The sequence below is a fragment of the Kitasatospora sp. NPDC051853 genome (assembly GCF_044452665.1).
Taxonomy (GTDB): domain Bacteria; phylum Actinomycetota; class Actinomycetes; order Streptomycetales; family Streptomycetaceae; genus Kitasatospora.
In genome coordinates this window covers 82,537-101,785 of the sequence record NZ_JBITBY010000014.1, presented here as the reverse complement: position 1 = coordinate 101,785, position 19,249 = coordinate 82,537, and the positions used below count along the sequence as shown (strand labels likewise).

The following is a 19,249-nucleotide window of genomic DNA, read 5'->3' as shown; positions in this document are numbered from 1 at the left end:
CGTCAGGCGGTGCGTCATGCGGTGCGGGCGCGGTCCTCGCGCAGTATGGCGGCGACCCGCTCGGCCTCGCCGGGGCGGGCGAAGTACCAGCCCTGGGCGGTGTCGCAGCCGGTGATGCGGAGGCGTTCGGCCTGGGAGGCGTTCTCGATCCCCTCGGCGGTGACGGTGAGGCCGAGGGCGTGGGCCAGCTGGACCATTGCCCCGACGATCTGCTCGTCCGCATCGGTGCGGCGGGAGCGGTTGTCCGGGCGGCCGCCGGGGCCCGGCTCGCGGAAGCCCGCGATGAAGCTGCCGTCCAGCTTGAGGACGTGCACCGGCAGCCGGGAGAGGTAGGCGAGGTTGGAGTAGCCGGTACCGAAGTCGTCGATCGCGATCCGCACGCCCATGTCGGCGAGTGCCTGGAGGGCCTGGACCGGGCGGCCACCGGGACCGAGCACCGCGCTCTCGGTGATCTCCAGCTGGAGCAGCCGGGCCGGCAGGCCGGTGGTCTCCAGGGCCTTGGCGACGTCGGCCACCACGTCCGAGTCCCAGATCTGACGGGCCGCCAGGTTGACGCTGACGAAGGTCTCGGTGTCGGGGAACTCGGTGAGCCAGCGCTTGGCCTGGCGGCAGGACTCCTCCAGCACCCACTTGCCGAGCGGCACGATCGCCCCGGACTCCTCGGCCAGCGGGATGAAGCGGTCCGGGGAGATGGTGCCGTACCGGGGGTGGCGCCAGCGGACCAGGGCCTCGGCACCGTGCACCGTCCCGTCGGCCAGTCCGACCAACGGCTGGTACTCGACGGCGAACTCGCCCCGCTCCAGCGCCGGCCGCAGCGCAGTGGCCAGCCGCTGCCGGGTCAGCTGGTAGGCACCCCGAGCCGGGTCGTAGAGCGTCCAGCGGGCCCGGCCGTCCGACTTCGACCAGTACAGCGTCGCGTCGGCGTCCTTCAGCAGGTCGGTCGGGGTGGTCTCACGGACCTGACGCTCCACCACACCGACGCTCGCTGTCACCGCCAACTGCTGGCCGGCCACGTCGAAGGGCTCCTCCAGCGTCTTGATCAGGTCTGCCGCGAGCCCCGTGAGCTGCTCGCTCCCGGCGCTGTCGCAGACCAGGACGGCGAACTCGTCCCCGCCGAGCCGGGCCACCAACCGCCCCTCTCCCCGGGCGAAGCCGCGTTCCAGCCGGGCGGCCACCGCCACCAGGAGCTCGTCCCCGATGTGGTGGCCGAGCGTCTCGTTGATCGCAGCGAAGCCGTCCAGGTCGACGTAACAGAGGCCGACCCGACGTTCTCCCGGCCCGCCGTCGGTGCCACCGGCGCCGCCACCGTCAGTGCCGCGACCGTCAGTACCGCCGCCGGCGGGACCGACCGAACCGGCCCCCTCCGCAGCGGCAGCCCCGCTGACGGCCACCCCGGCCACCCCGGCCACCTCGGTCGTCCCGTCGGCGGCCGCCCCGGTCACCCCGGTCGCTCCGGTCACCCCGGCCACCGAGTCGAAGGCCGCGTTCAGCCGGTCGAAGAACAGCGCACGGTTCGGCAGCCTGGTCAGCGGGTCGTGCAGGGCCTGGTAGGCGAGCTGGTCGCCGAGGAGCCGCTGCTCGGTGACGTCCTCGACCATGGCCAGGGTGTACATCGGCTCGCCGGAGCCGTTGCGGATCAGCGAGATGGTGACGTTGCTCCACACCACCCGGCCCTCGCGGTGCTTGAGCTGCTTCTCCACCCGGAGCCGGTCGCGCTCGCCCCGGACCAGCTCCAGGTAGAGGCGGCGCGGGGTGTCCTCGGGGTCGATGATCTGGTGGATGTGGACGTCCACCAGCTCGGGGGCCTCGTACCCGATCATGGCGGCGAAGGCCGGGTTGGCCTCGATGATCAGGTCGTCCGGGCCGACCAGGGCCATCCCGATCCCGGCGTCGGCGAAGGCGGCCCGGAAGCGGGACTCGCTGGCCTGGAGGGCGTCGAGCAGTGCGCCGGGGTGCCGGCCCTCACGGCCCAGGGGGGTGGAGCAGACCGGACAACGGCGGTCGGCCCCCTCGTTCCGACCCGGCACGGCATGCTCCCGTCCGCTGCTGACGCTGATCGCACGGCCGCTGCCTCGGCCGACGCTGGGTGGAGAGCATCGGGCCGGGAGCGCGGCACTGCCGTGATCATAGGACGCGCGAACTTGCGGTGACGACCGCCGCGAGGGTGATTCGCCGGGGTTTCGGGGCAAGTGCGCCGGTACGCGCCCGGTACGCAGCGGCGCCCCCGGAGTGCACCGTGAGATGCACTCCGGGGGCGCATGCGCCCCTTGCGCACTACCAGTTGACGACCCGACGGACGACCTGACAGGTGGTCAGTGGGCGAACTGGCGGGCTGAGGGGCGGACGACCCGAACTCCCGGACGGGGCCGGGGTTCAGCGCGGGGCCTGCGCGCGGGCGATGTCCGTGGTCGGGCGGGGCCTGCGGTCAGGCGAGGTCCGCGGTCGGGAGAGGCTCGCGGTCAGGCGAGGCTCGCGGTCAGGGTGATGGTGGTGCCGGTCAGGGCCTGGCTCACCGGGCAGTTGGCCTTGGCGTCCTCGGCGGCCTTCACGAAGCCGGCCTCGTCGAGCCCGGGCACCTCGCCGACCACGGTCAGGTGGATGCCGGTGATGCCGGTGCCCGGCTGGAAGGTCACGTCCGCCTGGGTGTCCAGCTTGGTGGGCGGGGTGCCCGCGCCGGTCAGGCCGTGGGAGAGGGCCATCGAGAAGCAGGCGGAGTGCGCGGCCGCGATGAGCTCCTCCGGGCTGGTCTTGCCGTTGGCCGCCTCGGCGCGGGCCGGCCAGGAGACGGGGTAGGTGCCGATGCCGGAGGAGGCGAAGGTGGTCTCGCCCTTGCCGTCGACCAGGTTGCCTTCCCAGGCGGTGCGCGCGGTGCGGGTGGTTGCCATGTCAGGTCCTCCATGTGCTGTGGGACTGGTGGTCCGTCAGTTCCGGTCGGTGCGCGCCCAGCCTACGGCGCGCCCGGGCGCCGGTCCGGCAAAGCGGCGGACCGGCGCCGAGTGTGTCCGGATGTCGGACGTCCCGTCGAACGGCCGGGCCCCGGCACCGCTCTCCCTGTTAGATTGCAGGGCCCAGTCAGCCGACCTCCGGAGAGCCACCCCGATGACGGACCTGCCCCTGAACTCCGCCGCCGATCCCGCAGGTCCCGCGGCCGCGGCCACGGCTGCCGCCGGTTCCACGGCCGCCACCGGCGCGGCGGCGGACGGCAACGGTGAGGTCTCCGAGGCGGTCCGGGCCGAGCTGGTCGCGCTGCGGGAGAGCATCGACAACATCGACGCCGCGGTCGTCCACATGCTGGCCGAGCGCTTCAAGGCGACCCAGCGGGTCGGCAAGCTGAAGGCCGAGCACCGGCTGCCCCCCGCCGACCCGGCCCGGGAGCGGGCCCAGATCACCCGGCTCCGCGAGCTCGCCGAGAGTGCCCACCTCGACCCGGTCTTCGCGGAGAAGTTCCTGAACTTCATCATCGCCGAGGTGATCCGCCACCACGAGGCCATCGCCGGGGAGCCGCAGGCCCACTGACCGGCCCGGACGCCGTGGGGGAGGGCCCGTTCGGCGGGCCGGTCCGGCAGCCCGGGGCGGAACCGTGCCCGCCCGTGGTCCGTCTCCGCTGGGGAGTCCTGGGAGGATTTGCCGTCAACGGCGGCTAAATGTCTGATTTCGCGACAGTTCAGGTGCGGCGTTAGCGTGCTGTTCTCCCCGGACCCTCCGGAAAGGCAGACGGGCGATGGCCGGCAAGCAGCGCCCGTCGCCTGCCCGCACCCTCCCGATCTCCCTCCGCAGGCGGCCTGATCAGTGACGATTCCTCAGCCCGGCCCGGCAATGGCGCCCGGCCCGGTGACCCAGCCCGTCCAACCGGAAGACCCCGAGCAGTCGGGGCCGGCCGTCCGGCCCGGCCGCTTCCGCGGTCGGCGGCGGCTGCCGTGGTGGGCGGAGTTCCCGGCGATGATCGTGCTCGGGCTGGTCATCGCCCTGGGCATCAAGACCTGCCTGTTCCAGGTGTTCTCGATCCCGTCCGGTTCGATGGAGAACACCCTGCGGATCGGCGACCGGGTGGCGGTCAACAAGCTGGCCCCGCTCCTGGGCTGGGAGCCGAAGCAGGGCGAGCCGGTGGTCTTCAAGGACCCGGGCGGCTGGTTGCCGAAGCCCGTGCCGAGCGGCGGCACGCTCTCCGGCGCGGTCGGTGACGTGCTGAGTTTCGTCGGCCTGCTGCCGCCGAAGGACGACAACTACCTGGTCAAGCGGGTGATCGCGACCGGCGGCGAGACCGTCGCCTGCAGCGGCACCACCCTCACCGTCAACGGCAAGCCGGTCTCCGAGCCGTACCTCTACCCGGGGGACGACTCCTGCTCCGGCATGAACTTCGGTCCGATCACCGTCCCGAAGGGCTACATCTGGGTCGAGGGCGACCACCGCAGCGACTCCGCCGACTCCCGCTACCACCAGGGCGGCCCGGGCGGCGGAGCGGTGCCGGTCGACAACGTGGTCGGTCCGACCACCGCCGTGGTCTGGCCGCTCGCCCACTTCGACTGGTTCGGCTGGGCCGGCAAGTAGGCGGCGAGCAGCCGACAGCCAGCACAACGTCCAGGACAACGGCCGGGGCGGCAGCAGGAGTGACGGCAGCGGCGGCGGCCGACGACCGGTCAGCCCCGGCCGGACCGCCGCCGCACCGTCCCGGTCGTCCGAGCCTCCTGCTCACGGGCCGTCAGGCCGAGTCACCGAGAGGTCAGCCTCCGGCGCGGTTCAGCCGGAACGGGCTCCGGCAGGGCCGCCTCGGCGGGTCGGCTGGTCTGTGCCGCGAAGGCGCCGGCCAGCACCAGCAGACCGCCCGTCAGCTGCGCCGGGCCGAGCGTCTCGCCGAGCAGGAACCAGGCGGTGACGGTGGCCACCACCGCCTCCAGGTTGGCCACCACCCCGGCCACCGGCGGGGAGAGGAACTGCACGGACACCACGCCGGTGAGGTAGGCGAGCACGGTGGCCACCAGCACCATCCAGGCGGCCGGGAGGAGGGCCGGCAGTACGTGGCCGTTCATGGTGACGTCGCCGCCGAGCAGGCTCCAGTCCGCGGTCCAGGGCCGGGTGAAGACGGTCAGGGCGACGGCGCCGACCAGCAGGCCGAACGCGCTCACCGCCATCGGGTCCACCTGCTCCTTGCCCTGCTTGGCGGCGTCGGCCAGGACGAAGTAGCCCACCTGGCAGCAGGCCGCGCCGAGGCCGAACAGCACCCCGAGGGTGTCGAAGGCCAGCCCGTGCCAGAACTCCACCACGCAGGCCAGGCCGGTCACGGCGACCCCGGCCCCGATGGCCGCGGCCCGGGAGACCGGCTTGCGCTGGACGAACTTCACGTAGACGAGCAGCAGCAGCGGCCCCAGGTACTCGATCAGCAGGGCCACGCCGACGGGTATCCGCGAGATCGAGGCGAAGTAGCAGGCCTGCACGCCGGCCACCGCGAGCAGGCCGAAGCCGATGAGCAGCTTCGGGCGGCGGCGGAAGGCGTCGCGGTGCCGGTAGGCGAGCGGGAGCAGCACGACGGCGGCGCCGGTGACCCGGAGCCAGACCACGTGCAGTGGGGAGAGCCCGGCTTCGATCAGCGGCTTGGCCGCGGTGCCGGAGCCACCGAAGGCGACGGCGGAGACGAGGGCGAGGGAGAGTCCGAGGGTACGGGCCGAGGGGCGCCGGGCCGGGGGGAGCGGAGGCTGGGGCGATGAGCTGTGCACCGACGCATTCTGCCTCGCCGACCCCCGGTTCGGTAAGGGCTGTCCACGCCTGACGGTCCTGCCGGTCCATGCCCGGCGGCCCTGCCGGTCACGCGGGACCAGCAGGACCGGACGGCCCGCCCGACGGAGCGGAACCGCTGCTCAGGGGCGGGGCGAGGGCTACCCCTGCCCGCCACCCGTACCGCTGCGGGCCCCGGCAGCAGCCCCGGCACCGTCCGCCTCGACCGCCTCTCCGCTCGGCGTGGGCTTCGGCGTCGGAGTGGGGGTCGGCTTCGGCGTGGGGGTGGGAGTGGGCCTCGGGGTCGGGGTGGACGTCGGGGAGGAGGTAGGGCTGGTGCCCTGGGTCGGCGTCGGGTCCGGCCGCCGAGAGGTGGCCGAGGACGGGTCGGACGGAACGGACGGGGTCGACGGGGTGTCGGACGGCGTGGAACGGGTGCCGCTCGGGGTGCTCGACGGGGTCGAGGACGGCGTGCGGCCGCCCGAGCCGCCGGGGCCGTACAGCGCCGCGCCGGAGTCGTCCGCGGCGGGGTCCGGGAAGGAGGAGACCGGCTGGCCGGCCAGTGCCGACTTCATGTAGGCGGTCCAGATCTGCGCCGGGAACTGTCCGCCCGCCGCACCGGCGACACCGGCGGTGCCGCTCAGCGAGACCTGCTTGCCGGTGGTCGGGTCCTGTCCGAACAGGCCGACCACGGTGACCAGTTCGGGGGTGTACCCGGCGAACCAGACCGAGCGGTGGTCGTCGGTGGTGCCGGTCTTGCCCGCGGTCGGCCGGCCCAGGTCCTTGGCCCGCCACCCGGTGCCGCCCGGGTCGCTCACCACGCCCTGGAGCATCGAGGTGACCCGCTGGGCAGTCCGCTCGCTGACGGCCTGGTTGGTCTTGTGCTCGGGCAGGCCGATCCCCTCGCCGCCGTGCTCCAGCGACTGCACCAGCCAGGGGGAGATCTGCTTGCCGCCGTTGTCCAGGGTGGCGTACACCCCGGCCATGTCCAGCACGCTCGGGGTCGCGGTGCCGAGCGGGATCGACGGGAGGGCGGTCAGTTCGGGGGTGTCGGCGGGGAGGCCGAGCGCCACGGCCGTCTCACGGACCTTCTCCAGTCCGGTGTCCTGGGCGAGTTGGGTGAAGACGGAGTTGACCGACCAGTCGGTGGCCTGCTGGAGGGTGACCTGGCCGTAGCTGCGGTCGCCCTCGTTCGGCGCGGCGTACGGGGCGCCCTTGCCGCCGACCACCGGGCGGCGGCTGGTGCCGTCGTAGACGGTGTCGGGGGTGATGGTCCGTCCGGACTGGGTGGTCGCGCGGTTCTCCAGCGCGGCGGCCAGCGCGATGGCCTTGAAGGTCGAACCCGCCTGGTAGTCCTGCCGCGTGGCGTTGTCGACCCAGTGCTTGGTGGCGTCGGTGCCGCCGTAGAGGGCGACCACGGCCCCGGTCTTCGGGTCCACCGAGACGGCCCCGGCCTGGGCGGCCGCGTCCGCCTTCCGGGTGTCCGGCTTGAGCTTGTCGGTCAGCTGCTGCTGGACGGAGTCCTGGAGCGCCTGCTGCTTCTTCGGGTCGATGCTCAGCTTGACGGTGTAGCCGCCCTGTGCCAACTGGGCGTCGGTGACCACGTTGTGGGAGGTGAGGTACTCGGTGGCGGCGTTCACCAGGTACCCGGCCTGGCCGGAGAGGCCGGGGGCGCTCCTGGGGGCCTGCACCTCGGGGAAGGTGATCGCGGCCCGGTCCTGGGCGGAGAGCCACTTCTCCTGGACCATCGCGTCGAGCACGTAGTTCCACCGCTCGGTGGCCCGCTTCTTGCCGTTCTCGGTGGCGGTGGCCACGTCGTACGCGCTCGGCGCGTTCAGCAGGGCGGCCAGGTAGGCGCCCTGGGCGGCGTTCAGCTTGTCGGCGTCGACGCCGAAGTAGGCCTGGGCGGCGGCCTGGATGCCGTAGGCGCCCCGGCCGTAGTAGGAGGTGTTCAGGTAGGCCGCGAGCACGTCGTCCTTGCTCTCGGTGGCGTCCACCTTGACCGCGATGAAGAGCTCCTTCACCTTCCGCGAGATGGTCTGCTTCTGGTTCAGGTAGGCGTTCTTGACGTACTGCTGGGTGATGGTCGAGCCGCCCTGGGTGGAGCCGCCGGTCACGGTGTTCACCGCGGCCCGGAACATGCCCTTCGGGTTGACCGCGCCCTCGTGGTAGAAGTTCCGGTCCTCGGCGGCCATCGCCGCGTTGCGGGCGGCCTCGGAGATCCGGTCCAGCGGGACGCTCTGCCGGTTGGTCTCACCGGTCCGGGTCAGCAGGGAGCCGTCCGAGTAGAGCCAGGTGTTGCTCTGCCGGGTGGCCTGGGCGTGCGCGTCGGGCACCTGGACCAGGGCCAGGCCGAGCGCGAACAGGCCGACGCCGAGGACGGCGAGGCCGAGCGAGGTGAAGAGCGTGAAGCGCCAGGTGGGGACGAGCCGGCGCCACCCGGTCCGGCGGGGCCGTCGCTTGCCGGTCTGCTGCGGGCGCGGACGGCCGTTCGGGGCGGGGCGGGGCAACGGATGGCCTTTCCTGGGCGGACGGAGAACCGTGCCAGCCTGCCCCGAAGCACCCGGCGGCCGTTAGGGACCTTTGTCCTGATTTCGCTGAGAACAGACTTATCTGTCTTGGTTGCGGAACGATCAGGTGATATGGGCCACTTGGCCGCACGGAGGGGGTGAACCCGAAAATGCCGGAAGGCCCTCCATCCGAAGATGGAGGGCCTTCCGGCTGTCTGTGCGCCGCCAGGGACTCGAACCCCGGACCCGCTGATTAAGAGTCAGCTGCTCTAACCAACTGAGCTAGCGGCGCCTGCTGACGAAGAGAACATTACACGGTCGGCCCGGAACCACCGAATCGGTTCCGCCGGGCCCCGGCCGCACGGCCCCGGCCGAGGGGCACCGCCTAGGCTGACCGGATGTCCAGCAGTGCAGCCGTCCGGGCCGTCCGCGCCCTCCTCCTGCTCAGCGCCCTCGCCTACACGGCCTGGGTGCTGGAGGTGGTCCTGAGCACCGGGCTCGACCCGGTGCAGACCTACGTCAGCGAGCTCGCCGCCGAGGACCAGCCGCTGGGCGGCCTCTTCCGTGCCACCGACCTGGTCGCCGGGCTGGCCGTGCTGGCCGGGGCCGGAACGGCGCTGTGGCGCCTGGAGCGGCGGCCCTGGTCGGTGGCGGGCTGGACGGCGCTGGCCCTGTTCGGCCTGGCCACGGCGGTGGACTCGCGGCTGCCGCTGAGCTGCACCCCGACCGCCGACCCGGAGTGCGCGGCCCGGGAGACCGCTGGCCTGGTGCCGGCCACCCACACCGCGCACGCGATCAGCAGCAGCCTGGCCATGCTCGGGGCGATCGGCGCGGTGGTGCTGCTGACCGTGGCGGCCCGCCGGTACGGCTGGTGGCGGCCGCTGGCCCGGTACGGGCCCTGGCTGGTGGCGGCCGAACTGCTCGCCACGGTCTGGAGCCTGGGCGCGATCGCCGCCTTCGAGGCCGGTCGCGGCACCTGGACGCTGGGAGCGGGCCAGCGGTCGCAGATCCTGTTGATAGCGGTCTGGCTGGCGGTGCTCGCGGTGAGCGTCGGCCGGTCGGGCCGTTCGGCGCGGGAGAAGCCGGTGGAGAAGAAGGTGGAGAAGAAGGGGACGGAGGGGCGGCGGTCGTGACCGGTCGGGGGAGGGTGCGTGAAGAAGGGGAGGGGGCGCGGTTCGTCCGGGTGGACGGCCGTGCCGTGCACGTCCGGGTCTCCGGGCGGGGGCCGTTGGCGGTGCTGAGCGGTGGGCTCGGCTGCTGCTGGTTCGACTGGGACCCGGTGGTGCCGCTGCTCGAACCGCACCGGACGGTGATCCGCTTCGACCGCCCCGGGCACGGGCTCAGCCAGCTCGGGTCGGAGCCGCCCACCGCGCGTGGCGAGGCGGACCGGATCGCCGCCCTGCTCGACGGCCTGGTCCGGGAGGAGCTGGTGGACGGCCCGGACGCCGAGGCCCCGGTCACCGTGGTCGGGCACTCGATCGCCGCCTTCCACGTCGAGGCCTTCGCCCGGCTGTACCCGGAGCGCACCGCGGCCCTGGTGCTGCTGGACGGTTCGACCGAGCCGCAGGCGCGGCCCGCGCCCGCCCGGGCCGCCCGGGACCTGACGGCCCGTACGGTCGGCGCGGTGCTGGCCGCCGCCGGGCTGCCGTACCTGCTCGGCCCGTCGGCCCGCCGAGCGGTGGCCGCCGCCACCACGCTCGGGCACCGCGACCCGGCGCCGTCGGAGCTGGTGCGGCGCTGCTACCGGACGGGCCGGATGCTCCGTTCGGTGCTGGCCGAGAACACCCGCTACCTGGACGTGGCCGCCGAGTTGGACGCGCTCCGGCGCACCACCCCGCTGCGGGCGCCCGCCGTCGTGCTGGCGGCCGCGACCCGTCCGGGCGGTCGCTGGCTCGGCCGGCAGCGGGAGTTGGCGGAGCTGATCGGGGCGGAGTACCGGGAGGCCGTACCGGCCGGGCACCTGCTGATGTGGGACCGCCCGGAGGCGGTGGCGGGGGCCGTGCTGGATGCTCCGCGGGCGCAACGCCCTTAGCGCGCACGGGTTGCACGAGCACCGCCCACGGGTTGCACGAGCACCGCATACGGACGACACGAGGCCCGCACGCCCCCAGGGGCGCGCGGGCCTCGGCGCGCTCTCCTCCGGTGTGATCTGTGCCCAAAAAGCCGCGAGAAAGCCCCAAATCTGGTAGGCCGATGGTGTATTGAGACCCCGTCAGGGAGATCGGCAAAACCGGCTATGCTTCCTTCGATCCGGCCCGCCCCGCCCATGTCAGAAATGGATGAGGCGACTGGAGGGGCCCCTTCCAAGGCCGGTACGCGGTCCGATGTTCCGTACACCTTCCGACAGTTGAGGACGCTGATGCTTGGTGCTGGATCGTCATCCGGGGATCGGCGCCCCGCGGCCGGGCTGGGATGGCTCCTGCCCACCGCGCTGACCGCCGCCGCGGCCGCCGCGGCCACCGCGCTGATGGACGACACCGCGCGCTGGGCCGTCGGCTGGTGCGGCGGAGTGGCCACCCTGATAGTCGCCGTGGTGGCCGCCGAGTCGGCCCGTCGCGGGCGGGCGCTGGCCACCTTCCAGGAGCGGGCGGCCCGCCAGGAGGCCGAGCTCAGGCAGCAGTTGGCCGAGCAGGAGGAGCAGACCGCCCGGCTGGCCGAGGCGTTGCCGCAGGCGGTGGCCCGGCTCCAGGGCGGCGAGTTCCTGGAGGACGTGCTGCGCGAGTCGGGCTCCGGCACCGGTTCGGCCGGCTTCCAGCAGGCCCGTCACGCGGTGCTGCGCACCGTGCTGGAGGCGGTGGACGCGGAGGAGGGTCTGCGTGAGTCGGCGCAGCGGGCCTTCGTGAACATCGCGCGCCGGGTGCAGGCGATCGTGCACCGGCAGGCGCAGGACCTGCGGGAGATGGAGGACCGGCACGGCAACGACCCGGCGGTCTTCGAGGACCTGCTGCGGCTGGACCACGGGAACGCGCTGGTGGGCCGTCTGGCGGACTCCATCGCGGTGCTCGGCGGGGCCCGCCCCGGCCGCCAGTGGAACAAGGGCGTCCCGCTCTACAGTGTCCTGCGCGGCGCGGTCTCGCGGATCCTGGACTACCAGCGGGTCGAGCTGCACCCGGTCTCCGAGGTGGCGGTGGTCGGCCCGGCGGTCGAGCCGCTGATCCACGCGCTGGCCGAGCTGCTGGACAACGCGACGCGCTACTCGCCGCCGCAGACCAACGTGCACCTGACGGCGGTCGAGGTGCAGACCGGTATCGCGATCGAGATCGAGGACGGCGGTCTGAGCCTCAGTGAGGAGGGCCGGGCCCGGGCCGAGCGGATGCTCCGCGAGGCGCAGGAGGGCATCGACCTCAAGGACCTCGGTGAGACCCCGCGTCTGGGTCTGGCGGTGGTCGGGCGCCTGGCGCAGGCGTACGGCTTCCAGGTCTCGCTCCGGCCGTCCGCGTACGGCGGTGTGCGCGCGGTGCTGATCGTCCCCCAGGACCTGCTGACCGCGACCCCGGCCAGCTCGGACCGGGCGCACGGCATCGGCGCCGCCTCCGGCCCGCGCCCTGCCGGTCGTCCGGCCGCCCCGGCGGCTCCGGTCCGCGCGGCGGTCACCGGACCCCGTCCGGACCCGTCCGGGCCGCAGGCCCGGCCCGAGCACAGCTGGGCCGAGGACGCCCCCGTGGTGGTGACCGAGCGGGCCGCCAGCGGTCTGCCGCAGCGTCGCCGCCACGCCCGTCCGGCCTCCGCGCCGTCGGCCCAGCCGGCCGCGGCCGCCCCGGTGTCGCAGGACTCCACCGGGCAGTACCCCACCGGGCAGTACCCCACCGCGCATTACCCCACCGCGCAGTACCGCGCCGTTCCCGCCCCGGCCGCTCCGGCCGCCGCCGAGCCGGTCCAGCCGGGCATGTGGCTGGCCGCCTTCAGCGAAGGCGTGAACGGCCAGTCGGAGCGGACCAGTGACCATTCGTCAGGTACCACAGGCAGTACCACGGGCAGTAAGGGTGAGCAGTGATTCAGCAGCGGGCCAACATGGACTGGATGCTCAAGGAGCTGGCCGAGGGCGTTCCGCAGACCCGGAACGTCGTGGTGCTCTCGTCGGACGGGCTGCGGATGGCCCAGTACGGCGCCGACACCGACACGGCGGACCGGCTGGCCGCGGCCTGCGCCGGCCTGCAGAGCCTGGCCACCGCGATCGGCACCGAGTTCCCGCACGGGGACGGCCGGATGCGCCTGGTGGTGATCGAGATCTCCGGCGGCTTCTTCTACCTGATGGCGGCCGGCGCCCGGGCCTACCTCGCGGTGCTGGCCGACGAGGGCGTGGACGCCGGTCTGATGGGCCAGCGGATGCGGGACCTGGTCGCCAGGATCGGCGAGCACCTGAGCACACCCGTCCGCGGCGAGCAGGTCGCATGACCGAGCGCGGGACGGAGTGGGACGAAGGCCATCCGGAGCGCCTGTACGTGATCACCCGCGGCCGCAGCGGGGCGACCGAGCGGACCGTGCTCGACCTGGTCACCCTGGTCGTGGCCAAGTCCCGTCCGCGGCCCGCGATGCAGCCCGAGAAGGCGGCGATCCTGCGGCTGTGCGAGTCGCCCCTGTCGGTCGCGGAGGTCTCCGCCCATCTGGCCCTGCCGATGAGCGTGGTCACCGTCCTGCTGGCCGACCTGCTGGCCGAGGACCGGGTCGAGGCGCGGGCGCCCGTCCCCAAGGCCCAACTCCCCGACCGTGCCCTGATCGAAGCGGTGATGAATGGACTTCAGAGGCTCTGACGCCCCCTCCGGCGTGGACGTGCTGGCGGACTCGGTGGCCACCGCCGTCAAGGTGGTGATCGTCGGCGGGTTCGGGGCGGGCAAGACCACCCTGGTCGGCTCGGTCAGCGAGATCCGTCCGCTGACCACCGAGGAGACCATGACCCGGGCCGGCGAGGAGGTGGACGACGTCGCCGGGGTGGAGCGCAAGACCGTCACCACCGTGGCGATGGACTTCGGCCGGATCAGCATCAACGACGAGCTGGTGCTCTACCTCTTCGGCACCCCGGGCCAGCAGCGGTTCTGGTTCCTCTGGAACGGCCTGTTCGAGGGCGCGCTCGGCGCGGTGGTGCTGGTCGACACCCGCCGGCTGGAGGTCAGCTTCGACGTGATCGGGCGGCTGGAGGAGCGCGGTGTCCCCTTCGTGGTCGCGGTCAACGCCTTCCCGGACTCGCCGGGCCACCCCGTCGAGGAGCTGCGCGGCGCGCTCGACCTGCCGGACGAGGTCCCGATCGTGCTCTGCGACGCGCGCAGCCGGGAGTCCAGCCGCGACGTGCTGCTCGCCCTGATGCGCTACCTGTACTCGCTCACCTCCTGAACTCACCTTCCACTTCCGGAGAACCAGTGACCACCACCGACGGCCCGTTCGAGACCACGCTCGACGGTTCGCTCACCCCGCCGCCCGGCTGCCCGGCCCACGGGCTGGGCCCGGACGGCATACGCAGGCTGTACGGCCCCGAGGCCGAGGCGGACCCCAGTGGTCTCTACGAGAAGCTGCGGGCCGAGCACGGCGCGGTGGCGCCGGTCCTGCTGCCCGGTGACCTGCCGGCCTGGATGGTGCTCGGCCACTCCGCCAACCTGACCGCGATGCGCAACCCCTCCAGGTTCTCCCGGGACTCCCGCCGGTGGTCGGCGTTCCGGAACAACGAGGTGGCGATGGACTCGCCGCTGATGCCGATCCTGGCCTGGCAGCCGATCTGCCTGTTCGCGGACGGCGCCGAGCACCGGCGGCTGCGCGGAGCGGTGACCGACGGCCTGGACCGCTTCGACCGCCGCGGCATACGCCGGCACGTCACCCGCTTCGCGGACCAGTTGGTCGACGGCTTCACCGGGGCCGGCACCGCCGACCTGGTGGCGCAGTTCGCCGAGCACCTGCCGATGCTGGTGATGACCCAGCTGATCGGTATGCCGGAGGAGTACGGCCCGCAGCTGGTGGCGGCGGTCCGGGACCTGATGAAGGGCACCGAGACCGCGTTCGCCAGCAACGAGTACGTGGCCCAGATGCTCCGTCAGCTGGTCGAGCGCAAGAAGGCCGAGCCCGGCAACGACCTGGCCAGCTGGCTGATCCAGCACGAGGCGGGGCTCACCGACGACGAGCTGATGGAGCACCTGCGGCTGGTGCTGCTGGCGGCCAACGAGACCACCGTCAACCTGATCGCCGACACGCTCCGGATGGTGCTCACCGACGGCCGCTTCCGGGCCAACCTCTCCGGCGGGCACATGACCCTGCCGGACGCGCTGGACCAGGTGCTCTGGGACAGCCCGCCGCTCTCGCTGATCCCCGGCCGGTGGGCCGCCATCGACACCGAGCTGGGCGGCAAGCAGATCAAGGCCGGTGACATGGTGATCCTCGGCCTGGCGGCCGGCAACGTCGACCCGGAGGTCCGCCCGGACCTCGGCACTCCGCTGTACGGGAACCGTTCGCACCTGGCGTTCAGCGGCGGCCCGCACGAGTGCCCGGGCCAGGACGTCGGCCGGGCGATCGCGGAGACCGGCATCGACGTGCTGCTCACCCGGCTGCCGGACCTGCGGCTCGCGGGCCGTGAGGACGAGCTCAACTGGAGCGGGCAGTTCCTGGCCCGGCACCTGACCGAGCTGCCGGTGCGGTTCACGCCGGGGCGGCCGAAGGTCCCCGCGGCGAGGGTCGCGGCCGAACCAGTGCCCGGTGCGACGCGGGTAGCGGAACCCGAGGTACCGGTACAACCGGCCAACCTGCCGCGGCAGCGCCGTAGCTGGTGGTGTGTACTGACCGCCCTGGTGCGCCGGGGCTAGGCCAGGCTCCGGGCACCGGACCGACGGCGATCGGTTTCGGCCATTGGCGTGGACATGCTCTTGACTGGTTCGCGCCTGTCCGCGATCAATGGTGGCGTGATCACTTCGGCCGGGCAGTCCCAACTGTCCGGCCGAAGTGGCGAGATGACCGCTGCTACCGAGGACGGACAGTGTCCGAGCTGACCATGGTTCCGCCGATCTACTCCCCGTACCGGCCGGCCGTCCACCCCAGCCACGAGCGGATCGACCGCCGGACCGCGGACTGGGCCGAGGCCTTCTCGATCGGCACCCCCGAGCTGCGCGGCCAACTGGCCCGGCACTCCATCGGGACCTTCGCCGCGCGCATCCTGCCGACCGGCCGCGAGGAGATGGTCTCCATCGTCTCCGACTCCGTGTTCTGGCTGTTCGGAGTGGATGACGGCTACTGCGAGGGCGGCGAACTCGGCACCCGTCCGGGGCAGTTGCTGGGCCGACTGTCCCAGTTGCTCAGAGTGGCGCAGAACCCCGAGGCGCCGATGCTGCTGGACGACCCGCTGGCGGCCGGCCTGCGGGACCTGAGCCGTCGACTCGACGGGTATGCCACCCCTGGCCAACTCGCCCGCTGGGTCGACGCGTTGCGCGAGTACTTCCTCTCGGTCGGATGGGAGGCCGAGCACCGCAGCCGGGGCGTCGTGCCCGGACTGAACGACTACACCCTGATGCGGATCTACGGTGGTGCCGCTTCGGTGGTGCTGCGGTTGCTGGAGATGGGCCACGGCGAGGAACTCCCGCCGCACGAGCGGGACCGGACCGATGTCCGGGCCGCCGCCGAGATGGCCTACTTCGTGATCTGCTGGGACAACGACCTGTTCTCGCACCACAAGGAGAGCCGGTCCGGTGGCTACTACCTGAACGTGATCCGGGTGCTGGAGCAGGCGTACGGGCTGACCACCGAGCAGGCGGTGGCCCGGGCGATCGCCCAGCGGGACCGGGTGCTCTGCCTGTTCGTCCGGCTCTGCGAGCGGCTGCGCGCCGGTGGCAGCCCGCAGTTGCGGCAGTACGTGGGCGGCCTGGAGGCCTTCATCCGGGGCTCGCAGGACTGGGGGATCAGTTCACTGCGCTACACCACCCCGGACGACCCGGCCGAACTCCCCTCCGCCTTCACCGAGTTCCCCACCGACTCCAGCCGTAGACCGCTGGACATACCGGCCGTCTCCTGGTGGTGGGACCTCGACCCGGAGAGCTCCGCGCCCTCCTCGCCCCTGGTGCGGGCCGCCTGATGACCACCGCCCCCGACACCACTCCCGCCACCGCCGTCGCGGTCGTCCCCACCGCTCCCGGCCGGCTCCCCCTGCTCGGGCACATGCTGTCGCTGACCCGCGATCCGCTCGGCTTCGTCCGCTCGCTGGCCGAGGTCGGTGAGCTGGTCCGGCTCGAGCTCGGCACCATGCCGGTGTACTTCGTGACCACCCCGGAGCTGGCCCACGCGGTCATGGTGACGCACGGGTCCAGCTTCGAGAAGGGCCGGCTGTTCGACCGGGTGCGCTCGATGGTCGGGGACGGCCTGGCCACCGCCACCACCCCGGTGCACCGGCGGCACCGGCGGCTGATCCAGCCCGCCTTCCACCGGACCCAGGTGGCCGGGTACTGCGAGGTGATCGCCCGTCAGGCGGAGGAGCTGGCCGGCTCGCTGCGGCCCGGTCAGGAGTACGAACTCACCCGACTGCTCGGCGAGTACTCCATCTCCACGCTGGCCGCCACGATGTTCTCCGGTGAGCTGGCCGCGCCCGCGGTCGCCGCGGTCCGCCGGGACGTGCCGGTGATCCTGAAGTACATGCTGGTCCGGTCCGTCTCGCCGAAGCTCTTCGACCGCCTGCCGATCCCGGCCAACCGGCGGTTCGACCGGGCCGCGGCCGGACTGCGCGCGGTGATCGACCAGGTGGTCGCCGCTGCCCGGGCCGACGGGACCACCGGAACCGACCTGCTCTCCATGCTGCTGGCCGCCCAGGACGCGGATACCGGCGAGACCCTCACCGACGCCGAGGTCCGGGACGAGCTGGTCACCGTTCTGTTCGCCGGCACCGAGACCGTCGCCACCACGCTCGGCTGGGCGCTGCACGAGATCGCCCGCCACCCCGAGGTGGAGCAGAAGCTGCTGGCCGAGATCGACGAGGTGCTCGGCGGGGGCCCGGTCACCTTCGAGGACCTGCCCCGGCTCGGCTACGCCCGGAAGGTGGTGGACGAGGTGCTCCGGCTGCACGCCGTCACCATGCTGATGCGCCGCACCGTCGCCCCGGTCGAGCTGGCCGGAACGGTGATCCCGGTGGGCACCGAGGTCGCCTTCAGTCTCTACGCCGTGCACCAGCACCCGGTCCACTACCCGGACCCGCGCCGCTTCGATCCGGACCGGGACCGCCCCCGGGAGGCCTTCTTCCCGTTCGGCGCCGGCGCCCGCCAGTGCATCGGCGACGCCGTTGCCCGGGCCGAACTGACCGTCACCCTGGTCGCCCTGCTCCGCCGTTGGCGGTTCCACCCGGTGGCGGGTCAGGAGCCCGCCGAGGTGATGGCCGCGATGCCGCACGCCGATCGCATCCCGATGACCGTCACTCCCAGGTGAGACGCCGGAAGGCCCCCCATCCGTCGATGGGGGGCCTTCCGGCTGTCTGTGCGCCGCCAGGGACTCGAACCCCGGACCCGCTGATTAAGAGTCAGCTGCTCTAACCAACTGAGCTAGCGGCGCCTGCTGACGTCGGAGACTCTACGCGATCGGGGCGGCCGGACGGAAATCGTGACGCCCCGACCACGGAGAGCGGCGTCAGCTGGGGGCCTCGGCGCCCTTGCGGGCGTAGAACCACCAGCAGACGACCAGGCAGACGACGTAGAAGCCGACGAAGACCCAGAGGGAGCTGGTGACGGGGAAGAGGGCGAACATCGCGGGGATGAAGAAGAAGCCGAAGGCGGCGATGGAGGCGGAGAAGCCGGTGACGGCGCCGGCCTCCATCTCGGCCTGGTGCCGGGCCTCCTCCTGGGCGGCGGGGTCGGGGCCGGCGGCCGCGCGGTGCTGGTTGAGGAAGATGACCGGGATCTGGCGGAAGGTGGAGCCGTTGCCGATGCCGGAGAAGAAGAAGGCGCAGAGGAAGCCGACGTAGAAGACCCAGAAGTTGCCCTGGCCGCCGCCCGACGGCAGGGCGTTGATCACCACGACGATCGAGGCGCCCATCCCGACGAAGGAGATGACGGTGCACCAGGCGCCGCCGGTCCGGTCGGCGATCCAGCCGCCGAGCCAGCGGGTGAGGGCGCCGATGAAGGGGCCGACCCAGGCGTAGGTGGTGGCGGAGTAGGCGGGGTCGATCGGGGTGAAGGTGGTGTTGATCAGGTTCGGCAGGGCGGAGGCGAAGCCGATGAAGGAGCCGAAGGTGCCGACGTAGAGCAGGGTCATCAGCCAGTTGTGCTTGCGCCGGAAGATGACCTTCTGTTTGGAGAACGGCGCGGCCGCGACCTTGAGGTCGTTCATCAGGAACCAGGCCGCCACCGCCATCAGCACCAGCAGCGGGACCCAGAGGAAGGCCCCGTTCTGCAGCCAGACCTCGGTGCCGTCCTTCTGCTCCTGCGGCCCGCCGGCCGGCGGGCCGAGGATGCCCGCGGTGATCACCAGCGGGGCGACCAACTGCACCACGCTGACGCCCAGGTTGCCCAGACCGCCGTTGATGCCGTTGGCGTTGCCCTTCTTCGCCTTGGGGAAGAAGAAGCCGATGTTGACCATCGAGGAGGAGAAGTTGGCGCCGCCGACGCCGCAGAGCGCGGCGATCACCACCATCTCCCAGTACGGGGTCGAGGTGTCCTGCACCGCGAAGCCCAGCCAGAGCAGCGGCCCGATCAGGACGACGGTGGAGAGGGCGGTCCACCTCCGCTCGCCGACCACCGGGCCGACGAAGGTGTAGACGAGCCGGCCCAGCCCGCCGGTGAGGCCGGGGACGGCGGTGAGCCAGAACTTCTGCGAGTCGCTGTAGGTGAAGCCGACCTTGCTCAGCTGGACCACCGTCACCGACCAGACCTGCCAGACCACGAAGGCCAGCAGCAGGGCGGGCACCGAGACCCAGAGGTTGCGGTTGGCGACCTTGGCGCCGGTGGCGGACCAGAAGGACGGGTCCTCCGGCTCCCAGGTGGTGATGGTGCTGCCGGGGCGGTAGCTCTCCCGGCGGTGACTGCGGGCCTTCTCGTCGAGGGTGCTCAACTCAACCGTCCCTGGCCGGAGTTCAGTATCGGAGT

Annotated in this window: 16 protein-coding genes and 2 tRNA genes; 11 read left to right on the top strand and 7 right to left on the bottom strand. The window is 72.6% G+C overall.

The features are described 5' to 3' along the window. Nucleotides 1–14: 14 nt before the first annotated feature. A complete protein-coding gene (locus ACIA8O_RS33285; RefSeq protein WP_396297749.1) occupies nt 15–2,027 on the bottom strand; it encodes a putative bifunctional diguanylate cyclase/phosphodiesterase in 2,013 nt (670 codons plus the stop codon). Nucleotides 2,028–2,459: 432 nt separating this feature from the next. Continuing rightward, complete coding sequence (locus tag ACIA8O_RS33280; RefSeq protein ID WP_396297748.1) at nt 2,460–2,885, bottom strand: OsmC family protein; 426 nt, start codon at nt 2,883–2,885, stop codon at nt 2,460–2,462. A gap of 229 nt (nt 2,886–3,114) precedes the next feature. Here ACIA8O_RS33280 and ACIA8O_RS33275 point away from each other — a divergent pair, with 229 nt between their 5' ends. After that, nucleotides 3,115–3,516: a chorismate mutase gene (locus ACIA8O_RS33275; protein WP_396297869.1), complete on the top strand. Its 402-nt coding sequence runs from the start codon at nt 3,115–3,117 to the stop codon at nt 3,514–3,516. Between the two features lie 273 nt (nt 3,517–3,789). Beyond that, entirely contained in the window at nt 3,790–4,548 is a 759-nt protein-coding gene (lepB, locus tag ACIA8O_RS33270; RefSeq protein WP_396297747.1) for a signal peptidase I, read from the top strand. 161 nt (nt 4,549–4,709) lie between these two features. On the opposite strand, the gene ACIA8O_RS33265 is transcribed toward lepB, so the two are convergent. The 3 genes from ACIA8O_RS33265 to ACIA8O_RS33255 all read right to left on the bottom strand — a co-directional run bounded on the left by ACIA8O_RS33265 (nt 4,710) and on the right by ACIA8O_RS33255 (nt 8,511). Beyond that, complete coding sequence (locus ACIA8O_RS33265) at nt 4,710–5,711, bottom strand: EamA family transporter (RefSeq protein WP_396297746.1); 1,002 nt, start codon at nt 5,709–5,711, stop codon at nt 4,710–4,712. Between the two features lie 159 nt (nt 5,712–5,870). Next, the gene (locus ACIA8O_RS33260) at nt 5,871–8,219 is read right to left on the bottom strand and encodes a transglycosylase domain-containing protein (protein WP_396297745.1); all 2,349 of its coding nucleotides are present in this window, start codon (nt 8,217–8,219) and stop codon (nt 5,871–5,873) included. A 218-nt stretch (nt 8,220–8,437) separates the two neighbouring features. Continuing rightward, nucleotides 8,438–8,511, bottom strand: a tRNA-Lys gene (locus tag ACIA8O_RS33255). Nucleotides 8,512–8,617: 106 nt separating this feature from the next. Between ACIA8O_RS33255 and ACIA8O_RS33250 the strand changes: the two genes are divergently transcribed. The 9 genes from ACIA8O_RS33250 to ACIA8O_RS33210 all read left to right on the top strand — a co-directional run bounded on the left by ACIA8O_RS33250 (nt 8,618) and on the right by ACIA8O_RS33210 (nt 17,597). Beyond that, nucleotides 8,618–9,352 carry a DUF998 domain-containing protein gene (locus tag ACIA8O_RS33250; RefSeq protein WP_396297744.1) on the top strand — a complete coding sequence of 245 codons (735 nt, stop codon included), beginning with the start codon at nt 8,618–8,620 and terminating at the stop codon, nt 9,350–9,352. Nucleotides 9,353–9,402: 50 nt separating this feature from the next. After that, nucleotides 9,403–10,251: an alpha/beta fold hydrolase gene (locus tag ACIA8O_RS33245; RefSeq protein ID WP_396297743.1), complete on the top strand. Its 849-nt coding sequence runs from the start codon at nt 9,403–9,405 to the stop codon at nt 10,249–10,251. A 327-nt stretch (nt 10,252–10,578) separates the two neighbouring features. Continuing rightward, nucleotides 10,579–12,213 carry an ATP-binding protein gene (locus ACIA8O_RS33240; protein WP_396297742.1) on the top strand — a complete coding sequence of 545 codons (1,635 nt, stop codon included), beginning with the start codon at nt 10,579–10,581 and terminating at the stop codon, nt 12,211–12,213. A gap of 17 nt (nt 12,214–12,230) precedes the next feature. Continuing rightward, nucleotides 12,231–12,614, top strand: coding sequence for a roadblock/LC7 domain-containing protein (locus ACIA8O_RS33235; RefSeq protein WP_380149641.1), 384 nt, complete (start codon nt 12,231–12,233; stop codon nt 12,612–12,614). Continuing rightward, entirely contained in the window at nt 12,611–12,970 is a 360-nt protein-coding gene (locus ACIA8O_RS33230; protein ID WP_396297741.1) for a DUF742 domain-containing protein, read from the top strand. Before ACIA8O_RS33235 ends, ACIA8O_RS33230 begins: the two co-directional genes overlap by 4 nt. After that, nucleotides 12,951–13,547: a GTP-binding protein gene (locus ACIA8O_RS33225; RefSeq protein WP_396297740.1), complete on the top strand. Its 597-nt coding sequence runs from the start codon at nt 12,951–12,953 to the stop codon at nt 13,545–13,547. Before ACIA8O_RS33230 ends, ACIA8O_RS33225 begins: the two co-directional genes overlap by 20 nt. A 26-nt stretch (nt 13,548–13,573) precedes the next feature. Next, the gene (locus ACIA8O_RS33220) at nt 13,574–15,001 is read left to right on the top strand and encodes a cytochrome P450 (RefSeq protein WP_396297739.1); all 1,428 of its coding nucleotides are present in this window, start codon (nt 13,574–13,576) and stop codon (nt 14,999–15,001) included. Between the two features lie 170 nt (nt 15,002–15,171). Beyond that, nucleotides 15,172–16,260, top strand: coding sequence for a selina-4(15),7(11)-diene synthase (locus ACIA8O_RS33215; protein WP_396297738.1), 1,089 nt, complete (start codon nt 15,172–15,174; stop codon nt 16,258–16,260). Next, nucleotides 16,260–17,597 (top strand): cytochrome P450, encoded by a 1,338-nt coding sequence (locus ACIA8O_RS33210; RefSeq protein WP_396297737.1) that lies wholly within the window; start codon nt 16,260–16,262, stop codon nt 17,595–17,597. Before ACIA8O_RS33215 ends, ACIA8O_RS33210 begins: the two co-directional genes overlap by 1 nt. 49 nt (nt 17,598–17,646) lie before the next feature. On the opposite strand, the gene ACIA8O_RS33205 is transcribed toward ACIA8O_RS33210, so the two are convergent. Both ACIA8O_RS33205 and ACIA8O_RS33200 read right to left on the bottom strand, forming a co-directional pair. Next, nucleotides 17,647–17,720, bottom strand: a tRNA-Lys gene (locus ACIA8O_RS33205). Nucleotides 17,721–17,795: 75 nt separating this feature from the next. Further along, nucleotides 17,796–19,214 carry an MFS transporter gene (locus ACIA8O_RS33200; protein ID WP_396297736.1) on the bottom strand — a complete coding sequence of 473 codons (1,419 nt, stop codon included), beginning with the start codon at nt 19,212–19,214 and terminating at the stop codon, nt 17,796–17,798. Nucleotides 19,215–19,249 lie beyond the last annotated feature (35 nt).

Coding starts and splice junctions, on each gene's coding strand:
- ACIA8O_RS33280 (WP_396297748.1), bottom strand. CDS start 2,885: ATGGCAACCACCCGCACCGCGCGCACCGCCTGGGAAGGCAACCTGGTC.
- ACIA8O_RS33250 (WP_396297744.1), top strand. CDS start 8,618: ATGTCCAGCAGTGCAGCCGTCCGGGCCGTCCGCGCCCTCCTCCTGCTC.
- ACIA8O_RS33240 (WP_396297742.1), top strand. CDS start 10,579: ATGCTTGGTGCTGGATCGTCATCCGGGGATCGGCGCCCCGCGGCCGGG.
- ACIA8O_RS33235 (WP_380149641.1), top strand. CDS start 12,231: ATGGACTGGATGCTCAAGGAGCTGGCCGAGGGCGTTCCGCAGACCCGG.
- ACIA8O_RS33230 (WP_396297741.1), top strand. CDS start 12,611: ATGACCGAGCGCGGGACGGAGTGGGACGAAGGCCATCCGGAGCGCCTG.
- ACIA8O_RS33225 (WP_396297740.1), top strand. CDS start 12,951: ATGGACTTCAGAGGCTCTGACGCCCCCTCCGGCGTGGACGTGCTGGCG.
- ACIA8O_RS33210 (WP_396297737.1), top strand. CDS start 16,260: ATGACCACCGCCCCCGACACCACTCCCGCCACCGCCGTCGCGGTCGTC.